The sequence below is a fragment of the Paraburkholderia bryophila genome (genome assembly GCF_013409255.1).
Lineage (GTDB): Bacteria > Pseudomonadota > Gammaproteobacteria > Burkholderiales > Burkholderiaceae > Paraburkholderia.
Genome location: NZ_JACCAS010000002.1, coordinates 3,082,638 through 3,098,626, shown reverse-complemented (window position 1 = coordinate 3,098,626; position 15,989 = coordinate 3,082,638). Strand labels below are relative to the sequence as shown.

12 protein-coding genes are annotated in these 15,989 nt (G+C 62.4%); 9 read left to right on the top strand and 3 right to left on the bottom strand.

The window, feature by feature from the left end; all coding sequences use genetic code 11:
* The first annotated feature begins 174 nt into the window (after positions 1-174).
* The 3 genes from GGD40_RS34790 (at position 175) to GGD40_RS34780 (ending at position 2,310) form a co-directional block, all read left to right on the top strand.
* A complete protein-coding gene (locus GGD40_RS34790) occupies positions 175-807 on the top strand; it encodes a hypothetical protein (RefSeq protein ID WP_179713824.1) in 633 nt (210 codons plus the stop codon).
* A 100-nt stretch (positions 808-907) separates the two neighbouring features.
* A complete protein-coding gene (locus tag GGD40_RS34785) occupies positions 908-1,540 on the top strand; it encodes a cytochrome b/b6 domain-containing protein (RefSeq protein ID WP_179746770.1) in 633 nt (210 codons plus the stop codon).
* A complete protein-coding gene (locus GGD40_RS34780; protein ID WP_179713826.1) occupies positions 1,537-2,310 on the top strand; it encodes a molybdopterin-dependent oxidoreductase in 774 nt (257 codons plus the stop codon). Before GGD40_RS34785 ends, GGD40_RS34780 begins: the two co-directional genes overlap by 4 nt.
* Positions 2,311-2,374: 64 nt before the next feature.
* Here the strand turns inward: GGD40_RS34780 and GGD40_RS34775 are convergent, their stop codons facing one another.
* Positions 2,375-3,292, bottom strand: a complete 918-nt coding sequence (locus GGD40_RS34775; protein WP_179746769.1) for an AraC family transcriptional regulator — start codon at positions 3,290-3,292, stop codon at positions 2,375-2,377.
* Positions 3,293-3,697: 405 nt separating this feature from the next.
* Here GGD40_RS34775 and GGD40_RS34770 point away from each other — a divergent pair, with 405 nt between their 5' ends.
* Positions 3,698-4,750 (top strand): NAD(P)-dependent alcohol dehydrogenase, encoded by a 1,053-nt coding sequence (locus GGD40_RS34770; RefSeq protein WP_179746768.1) that lies wholly within the window; start codon positions 3,698-3,700, stop codon positions 4,748-4,750.
* 783 nt (positions 4,751-5,533) lie between these two features.
* The gene (locus GGD40_RS34765) at positions 5,534-6,490 is read left to right on the top strand and encodes a LysR family transcriptional regulator (protein ID WP_179746767.1); all 957 of its coding nucleotides are present in this window, start codon (positions 5,534-5,536) and stop codon (positions 6,488-6,490) included.
* Positions 6,491-6,562: 72 nt separating this feature from the next.
* Here the strand turns inward: GGD40_RS34765 and GGD40_RS34760 are convergent, their stop codons facing one another.
* Both GGD40_RS34760 and GGD40_RS34755 read right to left on the bottom strand, forming a co-directional pair.
* Positions 6,563-7,708: a nucleoside hydrolase gene (locus tag GGD40_RS34760; protein WP_179746766.1), complete on the bottom strand. Its 1,146-nt coding sequence runs from the start codon at positions 7,706-7,708 to the stop codon at positions 6,563-6,565.
* 244 nt (positions 7,709-7,952) lie between these two features.
* Complete coding sequence (locus GGD40_RS34755) at positions 7,953-8,918, bottom strand: hypothetical protein (protein ID WP_179746765.1); 966 nt, start codon at positions 8,916-8,918, stop codon at positions 7,953-7,955.
* 125 nt (positions 8,919-9,043) lie between these two features.
* Here GGD40_RS34755 and GGD40_RS34750 point away from each other — a divergent pair, with 125 nt between their 5' ends.
* From GGD40_RS34750 to GGD40_RS34735, 4 genes are all read left to right on the top strand, one after another.
* Positions 9,044-9,889, top strand: a complete 846-nt coding sequence (locus GGD40_RS34750; RefSeq protein WP_179713832.1) for a M15 family metallopeptidase — start codon at positions 9,044-9,046, stop codon at positions 9,887-9,889.
* Between the two features lie 250 nt (positions 9,890-10,139).
* Complete coding sequence (tssM, locus tag GGD40_RS34745) at positions 10,140-14,018, top strand: type VI secretion system membrane subunit TssM (protein WP_179746764.1); 3,879 nt, start codon at positions 10,140-10,142, stop codon at positions 14,016-14,018.
* Positions 14,015-15,007, top strand: coding sequence for a type VI secretion system-associated protein TagF (gene tagF, locus GGD40_RS34740; protein WP_179713834.1), 993 nt, complete (start codon positions 14,015-14,017; stop codon positions 15,005-15,007). The genes tssM and tagF overlap by 4 nt, the downstream gene beginning before the upstream one ends.
* Positions 15,008-15,011: 4 nt before the next feature.
* Entirely contained in the window at positions 15,012-15,989 is a 978-nt protein-coding gene (locus GGD40_RS34735) for an OmpA family protein (protein WP_179746763.1), read from the top strand.

Genomic DNA, 15,989 nt, shown 5'->3' with positions numbered 1-15,989 from the left:
CGGACAGATAGATAGGTAGCAACCATTCTACGTGGCGCGGGCCGCGCCGTTCATGACGTTTTTGTCATCCGCCGGTCACCCGGCTGAGCCGATCGCACGCCTAATCTGCCCCCATCGCTGCTCTCATTGCCGCGCCATCGCAGTCCCCCTCGTTCACCCACCTGGAGTCGTTCCATGAAGATCGTTTCCGCGAAGGCACTGCGCGTGCTCGTCGCTCCGGCGTTCGTCGCCGCCGCGCTGCTCGCCGCCGGACCCGCCGCGCAAGCCCAGAGCGCCGCGCCCACCGGCGTGCGCGGCACCGTCACGTCGCTGTCGGGCGACCTGCTCAAGGTCCACACGCGCGACGGCAAGGACGTCGACGTGAAGCTCGCCAAAGACACGCCGATTCGCGGCGTCACCCTCGCCAACGTGAACGACATCAAGCCGGACAGCTATGTCGGCACGGCCGCGATTCCGCAGGCCGACGGCACCTTGAAGGCGCTCGAAGTCCACGTGTTTCCGGCCAGCATGCGCGGTAGCGGCGAAGGTCACCGCCCGTGGGATCTGGGCGGCAACAGCTCGATGACCAACGGCACCGTCGGTTCGCTCGTGGTCAGCAATGGCCGCACGATCACGGTGAAGTACAAGGACGGTGAAAAGAAAATCGTGATTCCGCCGGACGTGCCGATCGTCAACCTGGTGCCGGGCGACCGTTCGCTGCTGGTGCCGGGCGCGAAGGTCGTGCTGTTCGCGCACAAGGAAGCGGACGGTTCGATGGCGGCCAACTTCATCTCGGCAGGTGAAAACGGCATAACGCCGCCGATGTAAGCCGGCGCGACCGTATTGCTTCAACTGCTCGAACGACCGCGTCCTGTCACGACGCGGCTTTCCGTCTTCCGTTCACCCCGTCATCGCCGTCATTGCCGCCATGCCCGAAACACGCAAGCGTCAGCTCGTTCACCCGCTCGTCGTACGCATCACCCATTGGATCAACGCGTTTGCGATGGTCTGCATGGTGATGAGCGGCTGGGCCATCTACAACGCGTCGCCGTTTTTCCCGTTCAGGTTTCCCGCGTGGGCGACCGTGGGCGGCTGGCTTGGCGGTTCGATTGCGTGGCATTTCGCGGCCATGTGGCTGCTGTGCGCGAACGGGCTGCTGTATCTGGCGTATGGGATCGGACGCGGGCATTTCCGCCGCAAGCTGTTGCCGGTTCATCCACGCGACGTGGTGCATGACGCGGCCTTGGCGCTGCGCTTCAGACTGCCGCACGACACCGGCCGCTACAACGCCGTGCAGCGTGCGCTCTATCTGCTGGTGCTGTCGCTCGGCGTGCTGCTGGTGGCGTCGGGATTGTCGATCTGGAAGCCGGTGCAATTCTCGTGGCTGACCGCGCTAATCGGCGGCTTCGATTTCGCACGGCGCCTGCATTTCGTCGCCATGGCGGGCGTGGTGGGATTTGTCGTCGTGCATCTGGCGCTCGTGCTATTGGTACCGCGCACCTTGCTGCCCATGCTCACCGGCCGCGCCAAACCCACTGCTCACGAAGGAACCCAGGCATGAGCGCATCCCGTCCCGACGAGGCGCGCCGTTCGCCCATCGTCCTCAGCGATCACCGGCCGCAAATCGAACGTTTGCAGCGGCGCCTGTTTCTGCGCTCGTCGCTGTCGATCGGCGCACTCGCCATGCTGTCCGGCTGCAACATGCAGGACGGCGATTCGGTCGACAAGGTGCTGTGGGCCATGTCGCGCTGGAACGATCGCGTGCAAGGCTGGCTGTTCGACCGCAACAAGCTCGCGCCGACCTATTCGGCGCGCGAAATCACCGACCCGTTTCCGTTCAACGCGTTCTATCCCGAGTTCGATGCACCGGATGTGGACGGCTCGACTTATCAGCTCGACGTGTCGGGCCTGGTCATGGACAAGCGCAGTTGGAATCTCGATCAGTTGCGCGCGTTGCCCCAGGCTTCGCAGATCACGCGCCACATCTGCATTGAAGGATGGAGCGCGATCGGCCAATGGCGCGGCGTGCCGTTCCGCACCTTCCTGGAGCGCATCGGCGCCGATCTGAGCGCGCGCTATGTCGGCTTCAAATGTGCGGACCGTTACTATTCGAGCCTCGATATGGCGACGGCCTTGCATCCGCAAACGCAACTGACGCTCGATTTCCGCGATGCCCCGTTGCCCGCGAAATACGGCTATCCGCTGAAACTGCGGGTGCCGACCAAACTCGGCTTCAAGAACCCGAAGCACATCGCGGCGATCTTCGTGACCAACACGAACCCTGGCGGCTACTGGGAAGACCAGGGGTACAACTGGTTCAGCGGCTTATAGCGGCTTTTAGCAATTTCTAGCGGCTGGTTGCCGTTGCTGCCGCAACCGGCCGTCACGAACGCGCCTAAACGGCGGTCACGTAACGCGCCACCGGCTTCACCACACGCGGCGTAGGCGGATCGTAGACGGTGCGCATGCGTTTGACTTCATCGACCGGACTCAGGCCGAATAGCCGCTTGAACTCGCGGCTGAATTGCGACGCGCTTTCATAACCGACGCGCGCCGCGGCCGCGCCCGCGCTCAACCCGTCCTGCACCATCAGCAAGCGCGCGTGATGCAAACGCGTGGTCTTCACGTATTGCATCGGCGAAGTTGCTGTCACCGCTTTGAATTGCGCGTGGAACACCGCGAGGCTCATGCCGGCTTCGGCGGCCAGCGTGTCCACGTCGAGTTCGCCGTAGTAGTCGGCATGAATTCGCCGCAGCGCCTTGGCAATGCGCCCGAAATGGTTCTGATGCGTCAGCGCCGCGCGGATCGCATCGCCCTGCTCGCCAGTCAGCACCCGGTAGCAGATTTCGCGGACCACGCTGGGCGCGAGAATGCGCGCGTCGAGCGGCGACGCCAATGCTTCCATTAACCGTTGCACGGCATTCGACAAAGCCGGATCGAGCGACGTCGAATAGACGCCGAGCGGTTCGTTCTGCGCCGCGCCTTGCGTTTCGTTCAGCGCCATCAGCAACTCGGCCACCATGGTCAGATCGACGCGCACCGAGATCGCGAGGAATGGCGTTTCCGGACTCGCCTCGGTTTCGCACTCGAACGGTAGCGGCACCGACAGCACCAGATACTGTTGCGCGTCGTACTGGAACACCTGGTCACCGAGATAACCGCGTTTGCGTCCCTGACAAACAATCACGATGCTCGGCTCATACATGACCGGCATGCGCGGCATCGGACTATTGGCGCGCATCAGATTGACGCCTTCCAGACTCGAACGCGTAAAGCCCGGATTCGGCGCCAGCAGGTCGAACAGTTCGACCATTCGCGGGGCGGCGAGCGTGCTTGCGACGGGATCAGTCGCGGGATCAGGAGCGGGATCAGTGGCGGGACTTAAGGCGGGACTTGACATGACGGTATAGTGACGCTCAAGAGAATAATGCTTGAAATTTAGCACTAAACGACCTACTGCGCTCCCGGCCAGGAGTTTTAGGCAAATCTTCAAGACATTCAGGTATTCCCCGGTTCAGGGTCGGCTCCTAAGATGGGAACCCTGCCGGATCGAGTTTTCCGCACCACGCTGGGCTCGGTTGTCAATTCACTGCTTCGGCGAATTCGTCGACCACCGCTGGCGCTGTGATCCCGGCTCAAGACAAGGCTGTCCGCGGCGACTCCACGCGTCGCCTGAGGGCATCGCCTTGTGACATCACCCTCTTTGCTGGAGCTACCCATGAGCACGACTTACGCCTATGCAGCGACCGACGCTACCGCGCCGCTCGCTCCGTTCGAAATCCAGCGCCGCGAACTGCGCGCCCATGACGTGCAGATGGAAGTCCTGTTTTGCGGCGTGTGCCATTCCGACTTGCATCAGGCGCGCAACGAATGGAAGAACACGGTTTTTCCGGTGGTACCGGGACATGAGATTGTTGGCCGCGTCAGCGCGGTGGGTCCGGACGTCACGAAGTACAAGGTAGGCGATCTGGTTGGCGTGGGTTGTCTGGTGGATTCGTGCCGCACGTGTGCGAGTTGCGAGGAAGATCTCGAGCAGTATTGCGAGAACGGCTGGGTGGGCACGTATAACGGCGTCGACCGTGTGGATGGTCAGATCACTTACGGCGGTTATTCGACGCAACTCGTGGTCGACGAGGAATTCACGCTGCGGGTGCCGGAGAATCTCGACCCGGCGGGTGTAGCGCCGTTGCTGTGCGCGGGCATTACCACGTATTCGCCGTTGCGCACGTGGGGCGCGGGTCCCGGCAAGAAGGTCGGGATTGTCGGCCTGGGCGGACTGGGCCATATGGGTGTGAAGCTGGCGCATGCGATGGGTGCGCATGTGGTGCTGTTCACGACGTCGCCGTCGAAGATTGAAGATGCGAAGCGGTTGGGCGCGCATGAGGTGGTGATTTCGAAGAATGCGCAGGAGATGGAAGCGCATACCAACAGCTTCGATTTCATTCTGAATACGGTGGCTGCGCAGCACGATCTGAATCCGTTTTTGAATCTGCTGAAGCGGGATGGGACGATGACGCTGGTGGGTGCGCCCGAGCACGATCATCCGTCGCCGCAGGTGTTCAATCTGATCTTCAAGCGTCGCCGGTTGGCTGGGTCGCTGATTGGGGGGATTGCCGAGACGCAGGAAATGTTGGACTTCTGCGGCGAGCATGGGATTACTTCTGATGTCGAAGTGATTGCTATGCAGGGGATTAATGAGGCTTATGAGCGGATGCTGAAGAGTGATGTCAAGTATCGGTTTGTGATTGATCTGGATTCCTTGCGAAAGTAATTTTTTTGCGGTTTTTGCGCTCGTGGCCGCGGGGGTTTTTTTGCCTGCGGCGCGGGTGTTTGGTTTGTTTTTGTTGTTGCTGTAATTCGCTGCGCATGCTTGTCTCGATGCTTGTGGTGTTGGCCTTTCCTTGCTTTCTTAGTGGTCTATTAGCGATCCCCCTGTGCGGGGGGGCACCTACTTCTCTTTGCCGCGGCAAAGAGAAGTAGGCAAGAGAAAGCCGCTCACACCGCTAACCATTAAGCGGGTCCCCCGCGCAGCCACGGTAGTGGCTCATCTGGAATCCGTGTCCTCGCGCATTCGACGCCAGTGACACAGCAGTCATCCTTCCGGCAGCGCTCCGCGTGCCGAACGGTAAGTCAAAAAACATCGGGACACGCGTCGGTCTACCCACGCATTACGGCGCGTCGCCGAGGCGAAGCCGACGGCCCGCGCGCGCGAAAACGAAGCACCTGGTTTCAATGCAAACCGTTCTGACGAGCGCACGGCGCGAGTCAGGATGTATGACGGCTTTGTCACGAGAGCGGAGTGTGCGAGAGCACGGATTCCAGATGCACCACTGCCGGTGGTGGACCACGAAGCCCGCTTAATAGTTAGCGGTGTGAGCGGCTTTCTCTTGCCTACTTCTCTTTGCCGCGGCAAAGAGAAGTAGGTGCCGCCCCGCACAGGGGCAACGCTAATAGACCACTAACAAAGCAAGGAAAGGCCAACACCAAAAACCCACCACCCCGCCAGGCAGGCAGGCAGGCAAAAAACCACCATTTCCGACTGGAGCAAAAAACCGTGATCGACAGAATAACTGCAATGCGCACATTCATCCGAATCGTGGACACAAACAGCTTCACCCGCGCGGCGGAGTCGTTAAACATCCCACGAGCAACGGCAACGACGACAGTCCAGAACCTGGAAGCCCTACTAGGCACAGCCTTACTAGCCCGCACAACGCGGCGCCTGAGCGTAACCCCAGAAGGCGCGGCCTACTACGAACGCTGCACACAAATCCTGGCCGACATAGACGACATGGAAGCCAGCATCCGCCACGCAACGGACAACCTGACCGGGCGCCTGCGCATCGAAATGCCCGGCGCGGTAGCCAGCGCCATCGTCCTCCCAGCACTGGAAAACTTCCACACCCGATACCCGAATCTCGACCTGGCCATCAGCATCAGCAATCGCACGGTCGACCTGATCTCGGAAGCGATCGACTGCAGCATCCAGCTCGGCGAAATGCCCGACTCGAACCTCGTCGCGCGTAACCTGGGCACGCTCGAACACGTCACCTGCGCAAGCCCCGCCTACCTCGCCCGCTACGGCACACCCACCGATCTCGACGATCTGCGCGGACACGTCGCGGTCAACTGCATGTCGCCGCATAACGGCCGTGAAGTGGACTTCGATTTCGAAGTGGATGGCGAAGCGCAACAGGTCAAGGTGAAAGGCTTCGTCAAAGTCAGCGACGAACAGGCCTACCTCACCTGCGGACTGCAAGGTCTCGGCCTGATCCAGCCCGCACGGATCGCTGCGCAACCCTATCTCGACTCAGGCCTGTTGCGCGAAGTCCTGCCGCAATGGCAACCGGTGCCGATGCCGGTCGCCGTCGCCTATGTGAAAAACCGCCGCGTGTCGCCGCGCGTGCGCGCCTTCGTCGACTGGCTCGCGGAGTTGTTCGAACAGGCCGAACACGTCGACCAGGACCTCACCCGCGTACGACAATTGCTGCGCGGCCTGCATCCCGCCTAAGGCGGCGTCGATGCAGGTCCGCAGCAATATGCGGCAATCACGCAGCAGCGCGCAACAACGCGCAACAATCAATCAGTTCGGCAGCGTCAGCGGCACCGGCCGCGTCAACAGATCCACGTAGAAATTGAAAAAGCCCGGATTGTCGAAGCGCTTGACGACCGTCATCTTCTGCAAGCCCGCCGGCGGCGAACTCGTATAACCCGTAGCCTTGCCGTCATTAGCGCCGAAGCTCATATCCACATCCACCCATTCATCCACGGTTTGCGTGGCGAACGAAGGATTCATCAGATACGCGAGCGTCAGCGTGTCCCAGATGTTCGTGGTGTAGTTCGGGTTCGTCTCGAAGCCATTCTTGCCGTCGAAACCATAACCGTTCAACGTCTTGAACAACTGCGTGATGATGGTCTGCTTCGTCGGATCATGCGCGACACGATCGTATAGCGCCTTGTCCATCTTCACGGTGTCCGTCACGTCGAGCGGAATCACCACCTGTTTGATCGGCAAATGCAACACGGCCTTCGCCGCTTCCGGATCGAACCACCAGTTGAATTCCGCCGTGGGCGTGGTATTACCCGGCACATCGATCGCACCGCCCATGTAGATGATCTGCTTGATCAACGGCACGATCTCGGGATGCTGCCGCGTAGCCAGCGCGATATTGGTCAGCGGGCCGATCGCCAGAATCGTCACTTCACCCGGGTTCTGCCTCACCGAATCGACAATGAAATCGACCGCGCTTTTGCTCTGCACTTTGGTGTGCGTCGCAAAGCCGTCCGGCGGCGCGACGAGGTCGCTGTCCGATTTCGGCTCGGGGTTATTCCACGCGCCGAGATAGCCGTCGCCACCGGGGAATTGCTTCTGCTCGGCCTGAATGGTCGCGAAGTGGTGCGACAGCGCGTAATTGGCGCCGGCATACACACCGATCTGTTTCTCGACACCCAGACGCTCGACCGATTTCAACGCATCGGCAACGCCCTGCTTCAACCATTGATTGCCGGACACGACCGTAATGCCCAGCACGTTCAGCGAACCTTGCGCCTGCAGTTGCGCCGCCATGACGCCAAGCTGGCCGTCGTCGCTCAGGGTGTTGTAGTCGCTGTCGATAATCACTTTCGGTGCAGCGCTGGATGCATTCAGGCTGTTGCCGCCGCACGCGGAGACGGCAAGGATTGCCGTCACGCTTGCCACGCACGTCATTGCTACAAGAAGTCTTTTCATTGATGTCTCTTATTTTTAATCGCAGCATCGCGAGAGCCGGCGGCAACAATGCCTCTCCGGCGAGGACGAACAGGTCCCCGCACGGTGACGCGCGTAGCTGGATTTTTTGTTGAAGCGCATGCGCGTCGCCTGACGCGCATGGCGGTCGATGCCGCCGCAACGGCACACACTCCGTTGCGGCGGGTGAAACTCGACGATGGGTTAGCGGCGCGTCACGGACCAGGCGCGACGCGCGCGACCCGAATTACGGCTGACGGGCTTGCGGCGACGCACCCGGACACGCCGGGTCTTTACCCCAATGACCGTCGCACACGCGCCAACGGCACAACTGGTCTTCGAAGAAGCCACGCTGCCCACACTCTTTCACGCGCTCCGCGAGCTTCGCACTGGCGGGCGTGGCGCTCACTTTGGTCGTGGCACTGCCGCCCGCCGGCTTGCTATCGGCCGGTTTGGTTCGCGCGACCAGCGCCGCCAACAGATCGGCATCCGAATCGTCTTTCGAAGCCGTGCCGCTCGGGCGCTGCTTCTTCGACTGCGCAACGGCGGTCGGCGTGCTCGCATGACGGTTGCCCGCACTGGCGGTCGCGCTTTCCTTCTTGCCGTGCGCCGCTTCATGCTTGCTATTGCCGGCGAGCGCGGTTGCACTCTTGCCATGCTTGGCCGCGGGCACCGGCACCGCCGAAGCGGACGTCGCGGATGCCACCGGCGTGGGCGCACTGCTCGGCTCCGCGCCGTCGGCCAACGCACGCGACAGGCGGTCGGCGCCGCTGGCGGGTGCGGGTGCTGACGCCGCGGCGGCCTTGCTGTCGCTGTCGTCGGCGATGATGGTGGCCGCTTGCGACGAAGCCGGTACCGGCGCCGCCGGCGCTTTCGCGACGACCTGCGCGGCGCCCGGCAACGATGCAGAGGCCGGCACAGCCGCGGTCGCGGCAGGCTTCTCCGCTTCGCCCGGCGTAGCTGACGTAGTCGATGCCAGCGTCTCATCATGCTGACGCTGCTGCATATGCCACGCGCCCCAACCGCCGGCCGCGATCACCAGCAGCGCGACCAATAGAAGTGGCGCCCTGGACCGGCGTGGTTTTTCGGTAGGCGGCGCAACGCGGCCTTCCAGGTTCGCGAGAATTCGCGAACCATTGGCATCAGCGCCTTTAGCCTTATCGGATAACAGGCTAGGCGGGGCTTTGGAATTCGAATTTTCCGGCGCACTCATTCACTGTCTCATTGAATCCTGGATTATTTCGCCGTGATAATACCGTTCCGGCTCGTCTCCGAGCAGGCCTGATTCTAAGAGCAAGCATTACAAAATACAATTGTTTCCAATTTCCGGGGTCGCCTTTGATTGCCGTTGTACTTCTCTCCTATTTCGCCATCGCCGTCCTGATCGCCGCAATGCTGCTATTGCCGGCAGTACGCGCCTCTTTATTAGGCGTTGCACTCGCCATTCATGGCCGTGTTATGCGCGGAGCATCGCGCAGTGCAACGCGCGCTCGCGGTCAATTAGCACGCTCGGCAAAAATTTCGCAATCCACCGCAGTTGATATGCAAAAGTTACTGGTAAAGCGGCGCTTGCTGATTTTTACCACGACAGGTATTCTTGCGACGCCGCCATTGGTGGCATTGGCTTTACGCGGCCGGCAATTATTCCAATTCGATGACACTGCGCGGGTACCGGACGAGAAAATTGCCGCGTTATTGAACGGCGAACAGCTCGTGCCCCCGCCGCCGCTGCCGCCGGAGGTATTCGCCACGCAGGAAGTCGAACAGATTCGGCCCGCGCTCAAAGACGCGAGCCGTGACTGGAATTTGCTCGATGCGGACTTCAGAACACGCTTATTGCTCGTGTATAAAATCATGCACGAGCAATACGGGTATGAAATGGCTTTGCTGGAAGGTTATCGCAGTCCGGAGCGGCAAAACCGCCTGGCGCAAATGGGGGGCAACGTCACCAATGCCGCAGCGTTTCAGAGCTATCACCAATACGGTCTTGCCGCGGACAACGCTTTCTTGCGCGACGGCAAGCTCGTCATTTCAGAAAAAGATCCCTGGGCTATGCGAGGCTATCAGTTATACGGTCAGACCGCCGAACAGGTCGGTCTGACGTGGGGTGGACGCTGGAAAATGATGGATCTCGGGCACGTCGAATATCACAAACCCGGCTTCGTCCTTGGGCGGGGTCATTAAGGTGAAGCGGGTAATAAAGAGGTTGACAATGGGGCGTTCAATCAATTTTCCCGGCAAAAAGCGGCAATGCCAGTTGCATAGCGACATTGCGCTATGCGCTTTTTTGTGCGCCCATCTGTGTGAATTTAACAATCCCGCCACAATCGCTTTCGCCTGAATATGCTTTCGTTTTATTTCAAACGCCGCACGCGCGCCTGGCTGACCGCCACACCCCGCGCCATAACACACATCAACAAGACCTGACCGGCTTATGCGACGCATTCTCAACGTGTTGACCCATACACGCACGCTCTCGATCATCGGCCTGCTCGCGCTCGCCGCTGTTTTATTCATCGGCGCGGAAGCGGCGCAGATCGACCTGATGTGGCCCGCGCTCGTGTTCGGCGCAGTGCTCGCGTTGATCGTGCTGGTCTGGGTGATCCGCCGCCTGCTCGCGCGGCGTGCGAATCGCAAGCTCGGCGAAATGCTCGAGCAGCAGGCGGAGAAGCAGACCGAGACCGGTCCGGCGCCCACGCCCGCGCGTCAGGCGGAACTCGACGTGCTGCGCACGCGCCTCGTCGACGCGGTGAAAACCATCAAGACCTCGAAGATCGGCCAGGTCTCGGGCGGCTCGGCGCTGTACGAACTGCCGTGGTACATCGTGATCGGCAACCCGGCGGCCGGCAAGAGCAGCGCGGTGCTGAACTCGGGTTTGCAATTCCCGTTCGCCGACAAGAACAACGCGGTGATTCACGGCATTGGCGGCACGCGTAACTGCGACTGGTTCTTCACGACCGAAGGCATTCTGCTAGACACCGCCGGCCGCTATTCCGTGCACGACGAAGACCGCACCGAATGGCTCGGCTTTCTCGGCCTGCTCAAGCGGTTCCGGCCGAAGGCGCCGATCAACGGCATCATCGTCACGGCAAGCATTGCCGAGCTGACCAACAGTAAGCCCGAATTCGCAATCAATCTCGCGAAGAACCTGCGCCAGCGCGTGCAGGAATTGACCGAGAAGCTCGAAGTGTTCGCGCCGGTGTACGTGATGTTCACCAAGGCCGACCTGATTACCGGCTTCACCGAATTTTTCAGCGGCAGCGAGCGTCACGAATACGACCGCGTGTGGGGCGCCACCCTGCCCTACCAGCCCGACGAGAAGCGCGACGTGGTCGGCCTGTTCGACGAGCACTTCGAAGAACTGTATGACGGCCTGAAAGAAATCAGCGTCGCGCAGATGTCGATCAATCGCGGCAACAAGCTGTCGCCGGGCCAGTTGAGCTTCCCGCTCGAATTCTCGACCATCAAGCCCGCGTTGCGCGCGTTCCTCGCCACGCTGTTCGAAACCAACCCGTTCCAGTACAAGCCGATTTTCCGCGGCTTCTACTTCACCAGCGCCTTGCAGGAAGGCGAAACCAACAGCGCCGCGGCCACCCGCATCGCCACCCGTTTCGGCCTGAGCGCCGACAGCCTGCCCAAGCCGCATAGTGCGTTCTCGAAGAACGGCTTCTTCCTGCGCGACCTGTTCTCGAAAGTGATCTTCGCCGACCGTCAGACGGTCCGGCAATTCGCGAGCCCCGCCAAAACGCGCATGCGCTATGCGACGTTCTTCGGCTTCGTGGCCGTGCTGGCGCTGGCGCTCGGCGGCTGGACGTGGTCCACGGTGAATAACGAGCAACTCACCGCGAACGTGCAGGCCGACCTCGACAATGTCGTGCGTCTGCAGCAGAACCGCAACGATCTGCAGTCGCGCATGCAGGCCATGGACGTGCTCGAAGACCGCATCGACCAGCTCGAACAGTTCCGCCGCGACCGGCCGCTCGCGGTGTCGCTCGGTCTGTATCAGGGCGACCGTCTCGAACAGCGTCTGCTCACCGAGTACTACAACGGCGTGCGGCAGATCCTGCTCGACCCGGTCTCGCAGAATCTCGCGTCGTTCCTGAAAGACGTCAACGCGCATCCCGATCAGCTCGCGCCGCTGAACCGCACGCCGGACGCGGCCGCCGTGCCGGTGTCCGCGCATGCGGCGATGGCCGCGAACGGCCAGGGCGGCCTGTATAGCGACGCCTCGCCCACCAACGTGGAAGACGCGTACAACGCGCTCAAGACCTACCTGATGCTGAGCGACAAGCGTCACGTGGAAACGGCTCACCTGACCGATCAGGTGGCCCGCTTCTGGCGCGGCTGGCTCGAAACGAATCGCGGCAACATGCCGCGCGACGAGATGATCCGCAGCGCCGAACGCATGATCACGTTCTACCTGTCGCGCGTCTCCGACGACGACTGGCCGATGATCGACGAGAACCTCGGTCTGGTCGACCAGACCCGTGAAAACCTGCGCCGCGTGGTGCGTGGCATGCCGGCCCGTCAGCGCGTCTACGAGGAAATCAAGGCGCGTGCGTCGACCCGTTTCGCGCCCATGACGATCGCGCGCATTGTCGGCGACAACAACACGGCGCTGGTCGCGGGCAGCTACGCGATCCCCGGCACCTTCACGCGTGAGGCGTGGTTCCAGTACGTGCAGCCCGCGATTCGCGACGCCGCCACCAAGGAACTGCAGGCGAAAGACTGGGTGCTCAACACCTCCGCGCACGACGATCTGACGCTGGAAGGCAGCCCCGAGCAGATCCAGAAGGCGCTCGTCACGATGTACAAGACCGACTACGCCATGCACTGGCAGAAGTTCATGCAAGGCATCGCGGTGCAGAACTTCGGCAGCTTCGGCCAGGCGGTGGATGCGATGAACCGTCTCGGCGATCCGCAAGACTCGCCGATCCGCAAGGTGCTCGAAACCGCGTACGACCAGACCTCGTGGGATAACCCGTCGCTGTTCAACGCGAACCTGAAGCGCGCGCAGACCGGCGCCACCAGCTGGTTCAAGAACCTGTTTTCGCGCGTGCCGACCGGCCAGTTGAACGCCAACATCGACATCAACGGCAATCCGGTCGAAATGCCGATGGGCCCGATCGGCCAGGAGTTCTCGGCGCTCGGCCGTATTGTCCAGACCGGCGACAACGGCTCGATGCTCAAGGGCTATATGGACACGCTGTCCAAGGTCCGCACGCGCTTCAACGTGATCAAGAACCAGGGCGATCCGGGACCGGGCGCGCGTCAGTTGATGCAACAGACGCTCGACGGCAGCGGCTCCGAACTGGCCGATTCGCTCAAGTACGTCGACGAGCAGATGCTCACCGGCCTCACCGACTCGCAACGCAAGGCGCTGCGTCCGCTGCTGGTGCGTCCGCTGATGGCCGCCTATGCGGTGGTGATCCAGCCGGCTAGCGTCGAAGTCAACAAGGTGTGGAACGCGCAGGTCTATCAGACCTTCCAGGGATCGCTCGCGACCAAGTACCCGTTCGCGGGCGACGCCAAGGTCGAAGCCGGTGCCAGCGAAATCGCCCAGGTGTTCGGGCCGGACGGCGCGATCGCCAAGTTCGTCGGTACGACGCTCGGGCCGCTCGCGGTGCGCCGCGGCGACACGCTGACGGCACGCACGTGGGGCGACATGGGTCTCGCACTGACGCCCGACTTCACCAGCGGCTTCGCGCGCTGGGTGGCGCCGCTTGCCGGCGGCGCAGCGGGTGGTGGCGCGGGAGCCCAAGGTTCGGCCGAACCGCAGACCGTGTTCCAGATCCTGCCGCAGCCTAGCAGCGGCACCACGGAATACACGCTCGCGATCGACGGTCAGCAGATGCGTTACCGCAATACGCCGCCGCAGTGGACCAACTTCGTGTGGCCGAATCCGTCGGGCTCGCCGGGCGCGACGCTGAACGCCACGACCTTCGACGGCCGCACGCTGCAACTGGTGAACGAGCCGGGCCGCTACGGTCTGGAGAAGCTGATCAACTCGGCGCAGCGCAAGCGTCGTCCGGACGGCACCTTCGACCTGACGTGGACGCAAGGCAATATCACGGTGGCGGTCAGCATGCGCATCATCAGCACGTCGCAGGCGTCGAGCGCCAGCAGCGACGCACCGCAACAACAAAGCCTGCGCGGCTTGCGTCTGCCGTCGTCGGTGGCGGACGTGAGCGCGGCGGCCAATTCGGTCAATGCAACGGCCGCGGGTGGACCGGGCGCCGCGCCCAGCCCCGCGCCCGTCAACGCGCCGGCGACCGCCGCCGCCGCGGTTTCGAATACAGGGAGTGCGCAATGACGCAGACCGTACAGGCGCAAATCGCCTATTTCGGCAAGATTCCGTCGCGCGGCGATTTCGTGAAGAGCGCGCATAACCCGCAGTTGCTGGCTACGCTCGATCGCTGGATCGCGGAAGCGATGGAACTGCTCACCGACGATCCGCGCTGGAAGATCGTCTACGAAAACGCCAAGCCGATGCACTTCGCGTTCCTCGGTTCGCGCAGCAAGCTGGCAATCGCCGGCCATATGATGGCGAGCCACGACCAGTCGTCGCGGCGCTTTCCGTTTCTCGCCGCCACGGCGCTCGAAGTCGAAAAGCCGCTGACGTTCCTCGCGCACAGCCCGCTCGCCTTCGCGCGCCTATGGTCGCGCATCGCCTCGCAAATGAAACCGCTGCTCGGCGCAAGCGAGCCGGCCGGCGCGCTGCAGGCGCTCGGCGAGACGATGGTGCCGATCGAGATTGGCGGCGGTCCCGGCAATCCGCACGACGGCACCTTCAACGACTTCGTCGAGCATCAAACCCTTGCCGGTCTCGAACAGATGCTGCTCGCGAGCGGCCACCCGGTGCGTCTGCGCGGCGCAATGCTGGCGCTCGGCTCGCTGCTGCGTCCGGTGATGCAAAGCGGCTCGTCGCATCTGGAACGCGGGCTCACGCTGCCGCTGCCGAACGACCCGTTCTACCGCAGTCTGGTGGCCGCGTTCTGGCTCGAACTGATCGCGCCCTTCGTCGCCCAGGCAGATTTCGAACTAGCTATTTTCATCGGCACGATTGCCGAGCGCGAGCGGCTCATCATCGGCTTTAACGGCGCTTCGGCCAAAACGCTGCACAGCGTGGTCGATCCGCAATCGTATGCGGCACATAACATCGATATCGACGATCCCGAGTGGATCGACGAACACGCACAAAACGATCATGGCATCAGCAAGCTCGTCAGTTACCTCGACCAACCGCAACTGTCGCTGCGCGTCAGCATCGACACGTTCCACGAAGCCTTCACGGGAGCGTGACGCGATGCTGAAGCCACGCAACTCAGGCACCTCACGCACCCCACGCATGCGCATGGCCGCGCTGCTCGCGGGGCTGCTGCTCAGCGCCGCCGCGCAAGCCGACAACGACGGCCCGGCGCGCGTCACGCCGGTCGACAACAGCGGCATGGCGATTCACACCACGGTGCTGCCGGGCACGGCGTCCGCGCAAACGGGCACCGCCGGACCCGCGGTGAGCACAGCCGGCCTCGCCAGCGGCACGACCGGCACCGGCGCGATCACCGCTGCGCCGCCGCCCGTCAATGCAACGCCGGGTCAGGTGGTGGTCGGCGGCAAGGTACCCGACGAAGCGACCAAGGCGGCCGTGCTCGCGAAACTGCGCGACACGTATGGCGCGGCCAATGTGGTCGATCAGATCGAAGTGGCCGACGTCGCGACGCCGCCCAACTGGTCAGCCAACGTGCAAAAGCTGATCGGCCCGCAGTTGAAGCAGATCAGCAAAGGCCAGTTGAAGATCGACGGCACGCAGATCGACGTGAAGGGTGAAGTACATAACGAGTCGCAGCGCCAGCAGCTAGCGAGTGACATGGCGAACGCGCTGAACCCGACCTACACGATCAAGAACGGGCTGCGCGTGAGCGCGTCCGAACAGGGGCTGCTCGATCAGACGCTGGCCAACCGCACGATCGAATTCGAAACCGGCAGCGCAACGCTCACGCCGCAAGGCCGGCTGATTCTCGATCAGATGGCGGCGGCCATGCAGAAGATGACGACCCGAACCGTGGCGATCATCGGGCACACCGACAACTCGGGTAATCGCACGTCGAATATCGCGCTGAGCCAGGCGCGCGCGGATGCGGTGAAGGGCTATCTGGTCGCCAAGGGCATCTCCCCCCAGCAGATGACGACCACCGGCGTCGGTCCGGATCAGCCGATCGCGTCGAACGATTCGACGGATGGACGCGCGAGGAACCGGCGCATCGAGTTCCGCGCGGGGTCGTGA